This is a genomic window from Pseudomonas sp. MF6755, from assembly GCF_016405635.1.
GTDB lineage: Bacteria > Pseudomonadota > Gammaproteobacteria > Pseudomonadales > Pseudomonadaceae > Aquipseudomonas > Aquipseudomonas haemolytica.
In genome coordinates this window covers 23,494-38,371 of the sequence record NZ_JAEKDA010000011.1, presented here as the reverse complement: position 1 = coordinate 38,371, position 14,878 = coordinate 23,494, and the positions used below count along the sequence as shown (strand labels likewise).

The following is a 14,878-nucleotide window of genomic DNA, read 5'->3' as shown; positions in this document are numbered from 1 at the left end:
GAATGCTGACCCTGGGAAACATCTTCGTATTGATGCTGCTGGCGACCGGCGCCGCCTGGGTTTGGCACAACCACGGCCTGCGTGAACGGGCTCTGGAGCGGGTCAAGCAGCATTGCGCCAAGCTCGATATCGAGCTGCTCGACGGTGCGGTGGCGCTAAAACGCATCGGTTTCGTGAAGGATGCCAATGGCCGGCGGCGCCTGGCACGTATCTACAATTTCGAGTTCACCGTGACCGGGGAAACCCGTCATGCCGGGGTCATCACCCAGTTCGGTGCCCACAGTGCGCAGATCGAACTGGCGCCCTACCCGTTCGAGGCCAAGGAGCCGTTGCCCTGCGCCGAGGTGATCGAATTGAGCCAATGGCGCCAGGACCATGCCACCAAGAAACGTCAGTAACGGCAGGCTGCCAGGTCAGCCTGCAATGCGGCCACGTCCTGTGGTTCGCTGAAGATCAATTCAATCCGCGAATCCCGCCGCCATTCACTGGCTTGCCAGGCCAATAGGCTGTTATCCACAGCGTTGGCCGAGACCCAGCCCTGGAGGCTGTGGATAACCAGTTTGGCACGGCGCCAGTCGAGGCTTGATAGCCAGTGATGCAGGCGGCTGACATCGAATTGCTGGCTCGGATGCCAACGCCAACCAACACTCCAGCCACCCTCCTGGTTCTGGCTCAAAAAGATCGGCAACGCAGGCTCACTCCAAATGGCCGGCATTTGCGCCAGCCCTTGAGGGAGCTCGACGTTATCCACTGCCTCTTGCGCCTGCGCATTCAAGCCTGGCAACCGTTCAAGCGGCAATTGCGCCCGGCGTGTCCAATAGAGCGCGCAATGGGGTAATTGCCCCTCAATCGCCTGACGTTGCGCAGCATCCAGCGCCTCATCCTTGTTCAATACCAGTAGGCCGGCGCTGGCCAACGCCTCTTGCTGTGCCTGCGGCAACGGCTTGCCCGCCGCCAGCGCCTGGGCATCCAGCACCAGCACACAGGGCTGCACTGCCAACACGTTTTGCCAGGGCGCCTCCCGCAGTTGTTTGAGCAACTGCGCCGGATGGCCCAAGCCTGACGGTTCGATAAACAACCGATCCGGCTTGGCCTTACGCAGCAAGCGACCCAGCCCTACCTGGAAAGGTGCACCATTCACACAACACAGGCAGCCTCCCGCCACTTCTCCCAGAGCGATACCGTCATCGTCTTGAGTCAGCAAGGCGGCGTCCAGGCCGATCTGGCCGAACTCGTTGATCAGCACCGCCCAGCGTTCGTTGGCCGGGCGCTGAGCGAGCAGGTGCTGGATCAGGCTGGTCTTGCCGGCGCCCAACGGCCCGGCAATCACGTGAGTGGGAATGTTCTGCAGCATGAGAGGCTTCATTCAGACCGTGTAGAGAGCTTGATCCTACCCGGTTATGCCAGCCAATCCAGCGTCAGGATCAACCGCCGTTCATTGGCCTGGAGCGCTGGCGAGCGGTGGATCAGGCCGTGCCCTTCGTTACCGTGCCATTTCGTACCCTTGAGCAATGCCACTTCGCCGCAATGGATCTGCTCGATACGCTCGGTAGGCTCGGCGTCCTCTTGGCCCAGGTTGCGGCGGTCCATGACGCCTTCGCGCAACCATTGGCTGCCAATACCGGCGTAGGTGGTGATCAACCGAACCGGTACATGATCGACGTGAAAACGCGGGCACATGGCCTTGTCCAGCAGCCGCAGACGCACACCAATACGCTTGGCGCCGAGCAGGCAGGCAAACGCGCTGACCAACCACGACACATCGGCGATAAAACCGGCGTAGCCCTCAAGATCGCGACAACTGGACGCCAACCCCTGCAAGTTCGGTACGGCGTCTTCGCTGTCGAGCTCAATCACCAAGGATTCAGCCAACGGCTCATTGAGTGCAACCAGCAAGGCACCGAATTCGGCGATATGCAGGGGCAGTTGGCGCTGCCAAACCGCCAGGTTGATGCCATCGTTGAGGATATCGGACAGCGCCAGCGGGGTTTCCCCACGGGCCTGGCGGATCACGGGGCGCAGGGGAATAACCGGGGCCAACATCAGGCTACCTGCTCATACCAAGGGCCAAAAGGATCGAGCAGTAAACGCCAACCTTCGACGCCCAGCGCCATTTCTTCATCGTTGAGCAAGCACGCATCCAGCTCGGCACGCATCTGGTTGAAGTCGATGTTTTGCCCGATAAACACCAGTTCCTGGCGGCAGTCACCAGTGCTCAATTGCCAGTTACCCATGATCGCCGCCACGCTTTCTTCGTCCTGAGGCCACTGGCTTTTCGGCACAAAGCGCCACCAGCGCCCGGCAAACCCATGGCGCATCAAGCCGCCGGCCTGGGACCAACTGCCAGCGTCCTGATGTTTGCTGGCCAACCAGAAGAAGCCCTTGGAACGCAGCAGCTTGCCGTTCACCCACGGGCGGTCGATAAAGTCGAAAAACCGCTGTGGGTGGAAGGGCCGGCGCGCACGGTAAGCCGTGGACGCGATGCCGTACTCTTCGGTTTCCGGCACATGTTCACCGCGCAACTCCTGTAACCAGCCCGGGGCCTGGGCGGCACGTTCGAAGTCGAAGCGGCCGGTGTTGAGGATCTTGTGCAGCGGCACTTCGCCCATGACCATCGGGATGATTTCCGCCTGGGCGTTGAGGCGCTCGAGAATAGCCATCAACTCTTCGCGCTCACGGCGACTGATCAGATCGATCTTGCTGATCAGGATGACGTCAGCGAATTCGATCTGCTCGATCAACAGGTCTGTGATGGAGCGCTCGTCCTCTTCACCAAGGGTTTCGCCGCGTGAAGCCAGGCTTTCGGCGGCCTGGTAGTCGAGCAGGAAGTTCATGCCGTCGACCACGGTGACCATGGTATCCAACCGTGCGATGTCGGCCAGGCTTTGCTCGTTTTCATCGCGGAAAGTGAAGGTTTCGGCCACCGGCAAAGGCTCGGAAATACCCGTGGATTCGATCAGCAGATAATCGAACCGACCTTCCTTGGCGAGCTTTGCGACTTCTTCCAGCAAGTCTTCACGCAAGGTGCAGCAGATACAGCCGTTGCTCATCTCTACCAGTTTTTTTTCCGAGCGATTGAGCGTGACGTCGCGCTGCACCTCGCTGCCGTCGATGTTAATTTCGCTCATGTCGTTGACGATTACCGCCACTCGCAGGTTTTCGCGATTGCGCAGGACGTAGTTGAGCAGCGTGCTTTTACCGGCGCCGAGAAAGCCGGACAACACGGTCACGGGGAGACGATTGGGCATCAGGTATTCCTCATCAGGGTTGGCCGGTCAAACTGCCCGTTTATGGCGTTCGCGCAGCTCTTCACGTTCTTTGGCTTCGATACACAGGGTCGCGGTGGGGCGCAGCAGCAGGCGTTGCAGGCCGATGGGTTCACCGGTTTCACGGCACCAGCCGTATTCACCGCGGGCCAACAGTTCCAGGGCGTCATCGATCTTGTCCAACAGCTTCTTTTCCCGCTCCAGCAGGCGCAGTTGCCATTGGCGTTGCTCTTCGGCACTGCCGATATCCGCCAGGTCGCTGTTGGTTTCCTGCTCGCGCAGTATCAGGAACTCGGCTTCAATGCGTGCTTGGAGTTCGTAGCGCTGAGTCAGCAGCAGCTCACGGAAGAAACCTTGCTGGACGTCATTCATGTAAGCGGCGGGTGGTTGGGCCAGGAGGCCTTGTTCGGTCATGGGAAGCGGTTCACGGGTCAGGTTGTTTTTTAATGTTATAGTATAACAACACAAATAAGCCAATCTCCCTTGCTCGTCGCGACGAAGGGCGCAATGCTTGATCAGGTTAAACATTCCGAGAACCTCAATGAGATACCTCTTGTGCACCCTGCTATTGGTAGCCGCAGGGCCGGCCTGTGCCCAAGCGCCCAGCCTTTTGGCTAACTGCACGCGCAGCGCCAACCTGCTGGCTTGCGTGGACCCGTTGGGGAATGCCTACAGCGTGGCGACCGTGGGAAGCACGACGTATCTGCGCGGTTTTGAAGTGATCGGCAAACGCTACTGGGCGCAGACCAACAGCCGCTATGGGCAGCTGACTTTCTTTACCGGCTTGGCATCCGATGGTGAGGCGTGGGTTGGTTACACGCGGCGCGTGGGCTGGACCACCATCAACCGGTTTTCCAGCTCAGGTGGCGCCAGCGCCAAATTCACCTGCAGCCGACTGACCGGCTGCTAGGCCTGGCCTTTCTTCTGCTCCTGCACCCACGCCATGTAGCTGTTCATTGGTGGGTTCTTCTGGAAATAATTTTTCAGACCTTCGAAAAGGCCGTCCGCCACCGCCTGTTGATGACGTGCCGTCACTAGCCGCTGGGCGTCTCGAGCGTTGGAGATAAACCCGGTTTCCACCAGGATCGAAGGCACGTCCGGTGACTTGAGTACCGCGAACCCTGCCTGCTCGACGCGCTTCTGATGCAAGCTGGTGATGCTTTGCAGGCTGCCCAATACCGAGCTGCCCAGTTGCAGGCTGGAGGCGATGGTAGCGTTCATCGACATGTCGAGAATCACCCCGGCCAGCATCGGGTCTTTGTCCTTCAGATTGAGCAAGGTGGTGGCGCCCAGCAGGTCTGCGCCGTTTTCGCGCTGGGCCATGAAACGCGCCGTGGCGGAGGTGGCGCCGCCTTCAGACAACGCATACACCGAAGCGCCCGATGCGGTAAGCCGTGGCGCGGCGTCGGCATGCACCGAAATGAACATATCGGCCTTGTGCTGGCGAGCGATGTCCACGCGCTTGCGCAAAGGCACAAAGAAGTCGTCATTGCGCACCAGTTTTACGTCAAAGCCCTTTTCGCGTTTCAAGCGCTTAGCCAGCAACTGGGCAATCGACAGCACCACATCTTTTTCGCGCTGGCCCTTGGAACCGACGGCGCCTGGGTCCTTGCCGCCATGGCCGGGATCGACCACCACAATGATGTCGCGTTTTGGGTGCCCCTTGCCCACCGGCGCCACTAACGGCAAGGGCTCAGCAGCGATTTGACGGGGTGCGCGAGTAACACTGGTCAGGTCCAATACCAAGCGGTGACCTTGTCCATCCTGGGGCGGCAGCACGAAGCTGTTGAGCTGCATCGGCGCGACCAAGTCCAACACGATGCGCGTATCGCTCTTACCAAAATGCCCGGAACGGATCGAGGTAATCCCACTGTTCTTCAGCGCCAGCTGGGAGAAGTCGCCACTGAGGCCGGCACCACTCAAGTCGATGATCAAGCGATCCGGTGCAGTCAGGGAAAAAGTCTTGTATTGCACCGGGCCACTGAGATCGAACACTAAACGCAGCTTGTCGTCCGAGCGCCACACGCGTGCATTGCGAATCTGCGTGGCGTAGGCCCCTAAAGGCAAAGTGAACAGGGGGCTGACCAGCAGCAGGTTGAGGAGCTGACGTCGGTGCATGGCATATACCGCAGATAAAGGAGCGTCCCTACTCGACATGACTGAATAAAGGCTGGATCAGAAATTTCATCGTAACGGTAATTGTTATACTATAACATGACTAATTATTTCCAACGATGGACCTGTCTATGAATGCGCTGACTCTGCCGGATATCGCCGCGCAGGCTTCACGCCAAGCCTTGCCACTCGACTGGGTGGGCATGTGCGGCATCGCCTTGCCTATCCTGATTGACGGTCAGCGCCTGACCGCCACCGCCGATGCAGGCGTGAGCCTGGACGACGGCACGGCCCGTGGCATTCATATGTCACGCCTTTACCTGGCCTTGGAGATGCTCGACCAGCAGCCGCTTACACCTGCACTTCTGCGTAATGTACTGCTTCGATTTCTCGACAGTCATGAAGGTTTATCTAAGAACGCCTACCTGCGCATCTACACCGATGTGCTGCTTAAACGCCCGGCACTGGTCAGCCCATTAGCTGGATGGAAAGGCTACCCGGTGAGCATCGAGGCACGTCTGGAAAACCAGATGTTCCACGTGGAACTAAAAATTGACGTTACTTATTCCTCAACGTGCCCATGCTCCGCCGCCCTCGCCAGGCAGTTGATTCAGCAGCAGTTTCTCGAGGATTTCGCCAATACGCCGTTGCAGCACGAAGACGTGTTGACTTGGCTCGGCAGCGCCAACGGCGTTGTCGCCACACCTCACAGCCAACGCAGCAGTGCACAGCTAACCATCCAACTGGATGAACAGCTGCCCGATCTGCCGCTAACCGAGCTGATCAACAGCGCCGAAGCCGCCCTCGGCACCGCCGTGCAAACCGCGGTGAAACGTGCGGACGAACAAGCCTTCGCCCTGGCCAATGGGCAGAACCTGATGTTCTGCGAAGACGCCGCTCGCCGTTTGAACCTCGCCTTGAAACGCTCGGACGCCGTCAAAGCCTTCCACCTCAAAGTGATCCACGCCGAAAGCCTGCACGCGCACGATGCCGTGGCTGAAAGCCGCTGGACGAGAGACTCTGCATGATCACCTGCGACGCTTTACGCTGGGGCGCCCCCGGGCAACCACTGACGCCGGCGCTAGACTTGACGCTGGAAAAAGGCAGCCTCACCGGCATCATCGGTGCCAACGGCACCGGCAAGAGCAGCCTGCTCAAAGTCATTGCCGGCTTGCAAAAGCCGCTGGCGGGCAAAGTCACCGTGGGTGTTCCACGCCGCGGCGGCCTGTCGTTCCTGCCCCAGCAGCAACACTTGGATCGCCAGTTCCCCATCAGCCTGCAAGAGCTGGTCGCCGCCGGCTTCTGGGGTACCCAGCACACTGCGCAACAACGCAGCCAACGCCTGCAAGCGGTATTGGAAGACTGGTGCCTCAGTGGTCTTGAACATCGACCGTTGATGGCATTGTCCGGTGGCGAATTGCAACGCGCCCTGCTCGCCCGCATGAGCCTGGCCGACGCGCCCATCCTGCTGCTCGACGAACCCCACGCGGCCCTCGACGAGGACGGCCAGGCGCTGTGCTGGAAACACATCCACGCCTGGCACAACGAAGGCCGCACGCTGGTGGTCGTCTGCCATGACCTGGCGTCTGTGCGTCACCACACCCCGCAGGTGGTACAAGTCAAAAACACCGGCTGCGTATTCGGCCCCAGCCAAGCGCTGATCCGCCCGCAACCGCATATGCAGGTAGCCTGATGCACCTCACCGCCCAGCTGTGGATGCCGTTCCATGACTTCGTCTTTATGCGCCGCGCGCTTATCGGCGGGTTGGTGCTCGCCTGCAGCACCGCACCGCTGGGGGTGTTTCTGATCCTGCGGCGCATGAGCTTGATCGGTGACGCGGTCGCCCACGGCATCCTGCCAGGCGCAGCGCTGGGCTTCTGGTTTGCCGGGCTGAGCCTGCCCGCGCTGACCATCGGCGGCCTGGGCGCCGGTCTGGGCATGGCCGGCCTGGCCGCGTGGATAACCCGCCGCACCGGTCTGCGCGAAGACGCCAGCCTCGCCGCCATCTACCCCATCTCCCTCGCCGCCGGTGTGCTGATCCTGGGCCTGGCCGGCAAGCGCCTGGACCTGCTGCACCTGCTGTTCGGTTCAGCCCTGGCCGTGGATCAAACCACCCTCACCGGCATGCTCTGGGTCTCGGGTTTCAGCTTGATCGCCATGGCGTTGATCTACAAACCGCTGCTGCTCGACACCCTTGATCCGCTGTTCCTGCAAACCGTCAGCCGCCTCGGGCCGCTGGCCCATGGCGTGTTCCTGACGCTGGTGGTGCTGAACCTGGTGATCGGCTTCCAGGCCATCGGCGCGTTAATGGTGGTGGGCTTGATGATGCTGCCGGCTATCGCTTCACGCTTCTGGAGCCGGCGCCTACCGGTGCTGATCGCGGTATCGGCGGTGCTGGGATGCCTGTCGGTGTGGCTGGGGTTGTTGTTGTCGTTCTACTACTCACTGCCCAGCGGCCCGGCGATCGTGCTGGTGGCGGGTGCTGGGTATGTGTTGTCCGTGGTGTTCGGTCCGGTGCACGGCTTGTTGCGCCGCCCGCCTTTGCTTACATCCCAATGAGGTGTTTCCCGATGCGCGCTCTACTCGTGCTGCTCAGTCTGCTGCTGCCGCTTTCGATGGCTCAGGCCGCAGACAAGCTCCAGGTGGTCACCAGCTTCAGTATTCTCGATGACATCACCCACCAGATCGGTGGCGATCACATCCAGATCAGCAACATGGTCGGCCCGGACGCCGACGCCCATACCTATGAACCCACGCCGGATGACGCCAAGGCGCTGCTGAAGGCCAAGGTCATCATCAAGAACGGCCTCGGTTTCGAGCCATGGCTGGATCGCCTGGTCACCAGCACCGAAACCCAGGCTACGGTGGTCACCGCCAGCAAAGGCGTGATTTCCCACACCATGGATGAGGATGGCGAAACCATTCCCGACCCACACGCCTGGCACAACCTGGCCAACGCCGAAATCTATGTGAGCAACATCACCAAGGCGCTGGTGGCCGCCGACCCGGCCAACACAACCGCCTACCTGCGTAACAGCCAGGCCTACCTGAAGCAAATCCACAGCCTGCTGGCCGAGGCCAAGGCCAAGTTCGGCGCGCTGCCACCAGGTAACCGTCGCATCGTCACCTCCCATGACGCTTTCGGCTACCTGGGCCAGGCCTATGGCATCCAGTTCCTCGCACCCCAAGGCTTGTCCACCGAACGTGAGCCCTCGGCTGCCGAAGTCGCCGCGCTGATCACCCAGATTCGCAAGGACAAGGTCAAAGCCGTGTTCATGGAAAACATCAAGGACTCGCGTCTGCTCAAGCAGATCGCTGATGAAAGCGGCGCACAGGTCGGCGGCACGCTGTACTCCGATGCCCTCGCCGCAGCCGGCCCGGCCAGCACCTTTATCGGCCTCTTCGAATACAACCTCAACACCCTCTGCGCAGCCTTGAGCAAGCCATGATCCGTAAAAACCCTTCCGGCGATCTGCCGGTGATCGCCGAATCGGCCTACGTCGACAAGACCGCAATCATCTGCGGCAAAGTCATCATCGGCGAGAACGTGTTCGTCGGCCCCTACGCCGTGATCCGCGCTGACGAAGTCGATGCCAGCGGCGCCATGGACCCGATTACCATCGGCGCCAACTCCAACATCCAGGACGGCGTGGTCATCCATTCCAAGTCCGGCGCGGCGGTGACCATTGGCGAGTTCACCTCTATTGCCCACCGTTCCATCGTCCACGGCCCCTGCACGGTCGGTGACCGCGTGTTTATCGGCTTCAACAGCGTGCTGTTCAACTGCGCCGTGGGCGATGGTTGCGTGGTGCGCCACAACTCGGTGGTCGACGGCCGCGACCTGCCCGCCGCCTTCTACGTGCCCTCCACTACCCGCATCGGGCCCAACACTGACTTGTCGCAATTCCCGCCGGTGAGTGTCAGCGCCTCGGAGTTTTCCGAAGACGTGGCGCGCACGAACGTTGACCTGGTACGCGGCTACAAAGCCCTGCAAAACGAGTTCTGACTCCTGCATTTCCTGCTTTAAGCGCGGGGTTTAACAGTACCGCAATCGTTGCCCAGCCACTGGGCGTGGCTGTCCAGGCTGCCCTTCTGCTGGATGCCGGTGGCATTGAAGGTACCGTTGACGGTGGTGGTAAATTCTTTCTGGCTCTGGAACGTCGCTACGCCTGTGCCTTGGGCTTTCGGGCAGCTGAAACGGAATTTCCACTGGTTGCCGCTCTTGTCGGTCACTTCCTGTTTGCAGCCCGATTGAGGGTCAGTCAGGGGAATCGAATCAGAGGCAACCTGGGCCGGGGTCAAGCATACCTGCACACCCTTGCCAGCCATGTTGATGCCTTGCTTTTCGAGCATGGCGCGTTGTTCAGGGGTCATCTGTTGCTTGAGCTGACCGAGGATCAGCGACAAGTCCGGCAGCTCCTGGTTATCGACCTTCATATTGCTGGTGGTCAATTCCCACAAGCCTGGCGCTAGCATCTGCGCCTGCGCCGCCACCGGCAGCGACAACCCAACAACCATGGCCAAACCAAGCAGACGAGCATTCATCGGGTAACTCCTGGGTAATTGTCGGCGTTAGACGTCGCAAAGCCGCCAGTGTTGCACGGCAAATAAAATAGCGACATTCACTGCCGTTCATGGTCTGTTACGCACTGGACTGCCTGGAGTTAAGTCGTTCATGGATTTCTTTGGCCCGCACCTGCTCGCCTACTTCATTGCCACGTTGCACGTTCTCGGGTCCCTCGCCGCGATCCACGCAGTACTGACCGTCCGCACCGCCCAAGGCTCGATCGCCTGGGCCTTGTCGCTGATGTTCATGCCTTACCTGACGCTGATCCCTTACCTGATCTTCGGCCGCAGCACCTTCGACGCGTACATCCAGGCCCGCCGCCAGGCCAACCAGGAAATGCACACGGCGATCACCGAACTGAACTGGCGCCCGTGGGTAGAGGAAGCGCTCGCTGCGCGCAACTCCAGCGCCTATGCCTCCCTGCGAGCCATGCCCAAGCTCGGCCGCATGCCGTGCCTGGCCAATAACGAAGTGCGCTTGCTCATCAATGGCGACGCCACTTTCGGCGCGATTTTCGAGGCCATTCGCAACGCCAAGACTGCCGTGCTGTTCCAATTCTTCATCATTCATGACGATGAGCTGGGCCGCCAGTTGCAGACCCTATTGAAGGAAAAGGCCGCCCAAGGCGTGGCCATTTATGTGCTGTACGACCGCATCGGCAGTCACGCCCTGCCCCATCGCTACGTACAATCGCTGCGCGACGCCGGGGTGCAGGTCAAGGCGTTCGCCACCCGCGGCGGCTGGCTCAATCGTTTCCAGGTCAACTTCCGTAACCACCGCAAGATCGTGGTGGTGGACGGTATCACCGGGTTTGTCGGCGGGCATAACGTCGGCGATGAATACCTGGGCAAGAAGCCGCCGTTGGCACCATGGCGCGATACCCATGTGCAGGTTACCGGCCCGGTGGTGGCGTGCCTGCAGGAATCGTTTGCCGAGGACTGGTTCTGGGCCGCGCGTGAGCTGCCACCTTTGATTCTGCCAGACGCCTACCCGGAGGACGGCGTGCTCTGCCAACTGCTCGCCAGCGGCCCGGCCGACCCGTATGAAACCTGCTCGCTGTTTTTCGTCGAGGCCATCCACGCAGCGACCGAACGGGTATGGATCACCAGCCCGTACTTCGTTCCCGATGAAGCCGTATTTGCCGCCCTGCGCCTGGCGGTGTTGCGTGGCGTGGACGTGCGCCTGTTGCTGCCATCAAGGCCCGACCACCGTATCGTCTATGCCGCCTCCAGCCTGTACGCCATCGAAGCGGTGCGCGCAGGCGTGCGGGTGTTCCGCTACAAGCCAGGGTTTCTGCATCAGAAGGTGGTGTTGGTGGACAGCGAAATCAGCGCCATCGGCAGTGCCAATATGGACAACCGTTCGTTCCGGCTGAATTTCGAAGTGATGTTGCTGACGGTAGATGCCGCCTTCGCCAGCGAGGTGGAGCACATGTTATTGGACGATTTCGCCCTGGCCCATGAAGTCAGCCAGGAAGAAAGCCGCGAGACGCGACGCCTGCAACAACTGGGGATGCGGGTGGCGCGCTTGATCTCACCAATTCTCTGACAGACAGAATAGGGAAAAAGTGGGAGGGGGCTTGCTCCCGATCGCGGTGGGTCAGCCAACTGATTAGTTACTGATACACCGCGATCGGGAGCAAGCCCCCTCCCACATTTAGCCCTTGATCATTTTTGTAAACGTGTTTCAGCGGTAAAGATCTTCCCGCGTCCACGGCAGTTCATGGCCACCATCGGCGTGAGGTTTCACCGCCAGGATCTGATGCAAATTGATCCAGCCCCGGGCAAACGCATAAGCACAACCCGCCAGGTACAACCGCCAGATGCGCAATGCCTGCTCCGGCACCATTTTCGCCGCCGCTTCCAGGTTGTCTTCCAGGCGCTCGCTCCAGTGGTCCAGAGTGCGTGCGTAGTGCAAACGCAAACTTTCGACATCGACCACCTCCAGCCCGACTTCACTGATCTCAGCGGTCATCATCGCCAGGTGCGGCAGTTCGCCGTTGGGGAACACGTAGCGCTCGATGAACTCCCCGGCGCCACGGCCTACCGGGCGACCGTCGGTGTGCTTGGCGGTAATGCCATGGTTCATTACCAGGCCGCCTTCACGCACGGCGCCGAACAGGGTCTGGCAGTATTGCGCCAGGTTGGCGTGGCCCACATGTTCAAACATGCCCACGCTCACCACTTTGTCGAAACGGCCGTCCTGGGGCAGGTCGCGGTAGTCGAGCAATTGCAGGTCAACCTGATCTTCCAGGCCTTCGGCTTTCACCCGCTCCCGGGCCAGCGCCAGTTGCTCCTTGCTCAAGGTGATACCAAACACCTTGACCCCGAATTCCCGCGCCGCAAACCGCGCTAGTCCGCCCCAACCGCACCCCACATCGAGCAGGTACTCACCCGGCTGCAACCGCAGCTTGCGGCACAAGTGGCGGAATTTGTCCTGTTGGGCCTGGTCGATGGACTCGCTGCCGGTTTCGAAATAACCACAGGAGTAAGCCATGTCCTGGTCCAGCCATAGCTGGTAAAACTCGTTGGACAGGTCGTAATGATAGGAAATGGCCGCCGCGTCGGTGGCCTTGTCATGGATCGAGCGTACCGGACGACTGCCCTCATCGTCAGCGACCAAGGCGTGACTCAACTCGTCACATACCCGGATCACCTCGGAGATGGAGCCTTCCAGCTCCAGCTTGCCCTCGACGAAGGCTTGGCCCAGTGAATCGAGCGTTGGATGGGTCAGCCTGGACACGACCGTGGGGTCCTTGACCACGATGGTCACACTGGGCTCGGGGCCCAAGTTGAATTCATGGCCGTCCCAGAGTCGAAGACGCAGCGGTAGCTGAAGATTCTGTAAGGCCGGTGGAAGTTGCGCGAGCATATATAGTCCCCCCTTGTTTCAGACGTCTGCTGAGAGGGTAGACCATGCTAAACAAAGTAGGAAGCTATCTATCGATAGCACCTTTCTATGGGGCTCGGCGCTCGAGCAAACCATCTTGGATCCACTGTTTCAGCCACGTGGCTGCCTGTAGTGGTGCACCCTCTGCATAAGTGACCGCCAGCTCAGTGCACAGTTCTGAAAAACTCCAACCGGTGGTCACCATCCCCGCCAGTGCACAGGCTTCACCGGGCTCCAGGCTACGGTAGCGGCACACATTTTCAGAGCGCCACACCAGGCAGATTTGAGCCAGCTCCAGCGCCTGGCTGCCGGGGAACTCCGATTCATCCTTGCTGGCGCGCCAGATCGCCACCGTGTTGAAGCGGCAAAGCAACTGCTGCACTGACGGCGCCAGGGTTACCTGCAACGCTGGCCAGTCCTCAGGCGCCAGTTGCGCCATGTCATCGAGGGTCAGCGGCGCACCTTGTGGTGCATCAAACGCCAAGGTGAACGCCCACTCCAGGCGCGCCAATTCCGCCAGCGGCGCACTCTGTTCAGCGACCAAATGCTCAAGGATAAACATCGCAAAGCGCTCGCCCAGCCAGCGCAGGCTGTAATGGGCCGAAGGATAACGACGGACATAGGCGTCGGTCAGCGAGGTAAATTCTTCATCCCCCAGCCAATACCAAATGGCACCGAAGTCATGGCGCAATACTTCCTGCAATCGCGACAGGTAGGCGTTGTGGTAAATCGCCAGGCCCGTGTCTACATCCAGTGTCGGGCCACCCAACAAGGTGGCGGCAAAGCCACTGTTGGCCACGGATGTTTCGGACAACAGATGCTGCTCAAAAGCCAATTGCCAGTCGATCAAGCGCATAGCGATCTCCGGGCCAATGCGTTTGCGCCCAGTTCACGGGCCTTGCTCAATTCGGTGAGCAGCTCCTCGAACGGCGGGAAATGGTCATCGCGTTCCAATAACGTAGACACCGGCCCTAGATGCTCCAGGGTCTGCTGATACAGTGCCCACACCGGGTCGCACACCGGATGGTCATGGGTATCGACCACGTAGTCGCCGTAATCCATATGGCCCGCCAAGTGCAGCTGGCGAATGCTCTCGGGCGGCAGGTTGCGAATAAACGTCCAGGCATCAAACCCATGATTACGCGAGCTGACGTAGACGTTGTTAACGTCCAACAGCAACTGGCAACCGCTCAGGTGGGCCAAGGCGTTGAGGAACTCCCACTCGGTGAATTCATCGGCCTTGGAGCGCACATAGCTGGAGACGTTTTCCAGCACCAGCGGGCGCTGCAATACATCCTGCACCTGACGCACACGGCCGGCCACGTGGTAGAGGCTTTCTTCGGTGTAAGGCAGAGGCAGCAGGTCATGCAACTGGTGCGCGCTGCCGCGGCTCCAGCACAGGTGGTCGGAAATCCACGCCGGCTGAATGCGCTCTGCGAGCTGTTTGATTTGCTTCAGGTAATCGATATCAAGGGCATGGGGCCCGCCGATGGACAAGGACACCCCGTGCATCACCAAGGGATAACGCTCGGCTATCGCATCCAGGTAGTACAAGGCTTTGCCGCCCTGCACCAGATAATTCTCGGAGATCACTTCGAACCAATCCACCGCAGGGGATTGCTCCAGGATCTGCTCATAGTATTCGTTGCGTAAACCCAGGCCATAACCCAGGGAGGGGAAGGAATTGGTCATCATGAACTCCGGCAAAAGTGCCCGCAGCGGCGCAGGGAAACCGCTGCGGTTGCACTCGGTTGTCGCTTACTCGCCGACTTTGCCGCCAGCCTCGTCGCAAGCAGCCTTGGTCATGGCCTTGAAGCCGTGGCCTTTGCAGACAGCCTGACCTTTGCAGGCGTTTTCGGCGGTCTTGCAATCGTTCATGCCTTTGCAGGAGGTGACACCGTAGCAATGAACCGTAGGTGCGTCGGCAGCCTGTACCTGGGTGGCGACACCGGCAAACATGGAAGCAGCAGCGATAGCCAGGGCAGCACCGGAAACGGCTTGTTTGATGTTCATTGTGTAGTCCTCATAAATCGGTAGTGGA

The 14,878-nt window shown here is 60.2% G+C and carries 18 protein-coding genes; 8 read left to right on the top strand and 10 right to left on the bottom strand.

Annotated elements, in window-relative coordinates:
• The first annotated feature begins 2 nt into the window (after nt 1–2).
• The gene (locus tag JFT66_RS16030; RefSeq protein WP_198859619.1) at nt 3–398 is read left to right on the top strand and encodes a DUF3301 domain-containing protein; all 396 of its coding nucleotides are present in this window, start codon (nt 3–5) and stop codon (nt 396–398) included.
• On the opposite strand, the gene JFT66_RS16025 is transcribed toward JFT66_RS16030, so the two are convergent.
• From JFT66_RS16025 to dksA, 4 genes are read right to left on the bottom strand one after another with little or no spacing between them, the layout of a single operon-like run.
• On the bottom strand, nt 392–1,354 hold the full coding sequence (locus JFT66_RS16025; RefSeq protein WP_153871232.1) for a CobW family GTP-binding protein: 963 nt from the start codon (nt 1,352–1,354) through the stop codon (nt 392–394). The two genes, JFT66_RS16030 and JFT66_RS16025, sit on opposite strands and share 7 nt — an antisense overlap.
• A 44-nt stretch (nt 1,355–1,398) precedes the next feature.
• Entirely contained in the window at nt 1,399–2,043 is a 645-nt protein-coding gene (locus JFT66_RS16020) for a DUF1826 domain-containing protein (RefSeq protein ID WP_153837308.1), read from the bottom strand.
• Nucleotides 2,043–3,248, bottom strand: coding sequence for a zinc metallochaperone GTPase ZigA (zigA, locus tag JFT66_RS16015; protein ID WP_198859618.1), 1,206 nt, complete (start codon nt 3,246–3,248; stop codon nt 2,043–2,045). Before zigA ends, JFT66_RS16020 begins: the two co-directional genes overlap by 1 nt.
• Before the next feature lie 27 nt (nt 3,249–3,275).
• Nucleotides 3,276–3,680, bottom strand: coding sequence for an RNA polymerase-binding protein DksA (dksA, locus tag JFT66_RS16010; protein ID WP_034116516.1), 405 nt, complete (start codon nt 3,678–3,680; stop codon nt 3,276–3,278).
• 127 nt (nt 3,681–3,807) lie between these two features.
• Between dksA and JFT66_RS16005 the strand changes: the two genes are divergently transcribed.
• On the top strand, nt 3,808–4,176 hold the full coding sequence (locus JFT66_RS16005; protein WP_034116517.1) for a hypothetical protein: 369 nt from the start codon (nt 3,808–3,810) through the stop codon (nt 4,174–4,176).
• On the opposite strand, the gene JFT66_RS16000 is transcribed toward JFT66_RS16005, so the two are convergent.
• A complete protein-coding gene (locus JFT66_RS16000) occupies nt 4,173–5,384 on the bottom strand; it encodes an N-acetylmuramoyl-L-alanine amidase (protein WP_034116518.1) in 1,212 nt (403 codons plus the stop codon). The genes JFT66_RS16005 and JFT66_RS16000 overlap by 4 nt on opposite strands.
• Before the next feature lie 128 nt (nt 5,385–5,512).
• On the opposite strand from JFT66_RS16000, the gene folE2 reads away from it, so the two are divergent.
• The 5 genes from folE2 to JFT66_RS15975 are packed head-to-tail and all read left to right on the top strand — an operon-like array spanning nt 5,513 to nt 9,387.
• Entirely contained in the window at nt 5,513–6,409 is an 897-nt protein-coding gene (gene folE2, locus JFT66_RS15995) for a GTP cyclohydrolase FolE2 (protein WP_198859617.1), read from the top strand.
• A complete protein-coding gene (locus tag JFT66_RS15990; protein WP_198859616.1) occupies nt 6,406–7,074 on the top strand; it encodes a metal ABC transporter ATP-binding protein in 669 nt (222 codons plus the stop codon). Before folE2 ends, JFT66_RS15990 begins: the two co-directional genes overlap by 4 nt.
• The gene (locus JFT66_RS15985) at nt 7,074–7,940 is read left to right on the top strand and encodes a metal ABC transporter permease (RefSeq protein ID WP_034116521.1); all 867 of its coding nucleotides are present in this window, start codon (nt 7,074–7,076) and stop codon (nt 7,938–7,940) included. The genes JFT66_RS15990 and JFT66_RS15985 overlap by 1 nt, the downstream gene beginning before the upstream one ends.
• Before the next feature lie 11 nt (nt 7,941–7,951).
• Nucleotides 7,952–8,830, top strand: coding sequence for a metal ABC transporter substrate-binding protein (locus JFT66_RS15980; RefSeq protein WP_198859615.1), 879 nt, complete (start codon nt 7,952–7,954; stop codon nt 8,828–8,830).
• Nucleotides 8,827–9,387: a gamma carbonic anhydrase family protein gene (locus JFT66_RS15975; RefSeq protein ID WP_005792581.1), complete on the top strand. Its 561-nt coding sequence runs from the start codon at nt 8,827–8,829 to the stop codon at nt 9,385–9,387. Before JFT66_RS15980 ends, JFT66_RS15975 begins: the two co-directional genes overlap by 4 nt.
• Nucleotides 9,388–9,404: 17 nt before the next feature.
• On the opposite strand, the gene JFT66_RS15970 is transcribed toward JFT66_RS15975, so the two are convergent.
• Complete coding sequence (locus JFT66_RS15970) at nt 9,405–9,926, bottom strand: DUF3617 domain-containing protein (protein ID WP_198859614.1); 522 nt, start codon at nt 9,924–9,926, stop codon at nt 9,405–9,407.
• Between the two features lie 130 nt (nt 9,927–10,056).
• Between JFT66_RS15970 and cls the strand changes: the two genes are divergently transcribed.
• Entirely contained in the window at nt 10,057–11,496 is a 1,440-nt protein-coding gene (gene cls / locus JFT66_RS15965) for a cardiolipin synthase (RefSeq protein WP_034116525.1), read from the top strand.
• 138 nt (nt 11,497–11,634) lie between these two features.
• Here the strand turns inward: cls and cfaB are convergent, their stop codons facing one another.
• The 4 genes from cfaB to bufA2 form a co-directional block, all read right to left on the bottom strand.
• Nucleotides 11,635–12,819: a C17 cyclopropane fatty acid synthase CfaB gene (cfaB, locus tag JFT66_RS15960; protein WP_034116526.1), complete on the bottom strand. Its 1,185-nt coding sequence runs from the start codon at nt 12,817–12,819 to the stop codon at nt 11,635–11,637.
• Between the two features lie 85 nt (nt 12,820–12,904).
• Complete coding sequence (locus JFT66_RS15955) at nt 12,905–13,693, bottom strand: HvfC/BufC family peptide modification chaperone (RefSeq protein WP_198859613.1); 789 nt, start codon at nt 13,691–13,693, stop codon at nt 12,905–12,907.
• Nucleotides 13,684–14,529, bottom strand: coding sequence for an MNIO family bufferin maturase (gene bufB / locus JFT66_RS15950; protein WP_198859612.1), 846 nt, complete (start codon nt 14,527–14,529; stop codon nt 13,684–13,686). Before bufB ends, JFT66_RS15955 begins: the two co-directional genes overlap by 10 nt.
• Nucleotides 14,530–14,595: 66 nt before the next feature.
• Nucleotides 14,596–14,850 carry a BufA2 family periplasmic bufferin-type metallophore gene (bufA2, locus tag JFT66_RS15945; RefSeq protein WP_034116529.1) on the bottom strand — a complete coding sequence of 85 codons (255 nt, stop codon included), beginning with the start codon at nt 14,848–14,850 and terminating at the stop codon, nt 14,596–14,598.
• Between the last annotated feature and the right edge of the window lie 28 nt (nt 14,851–14,878).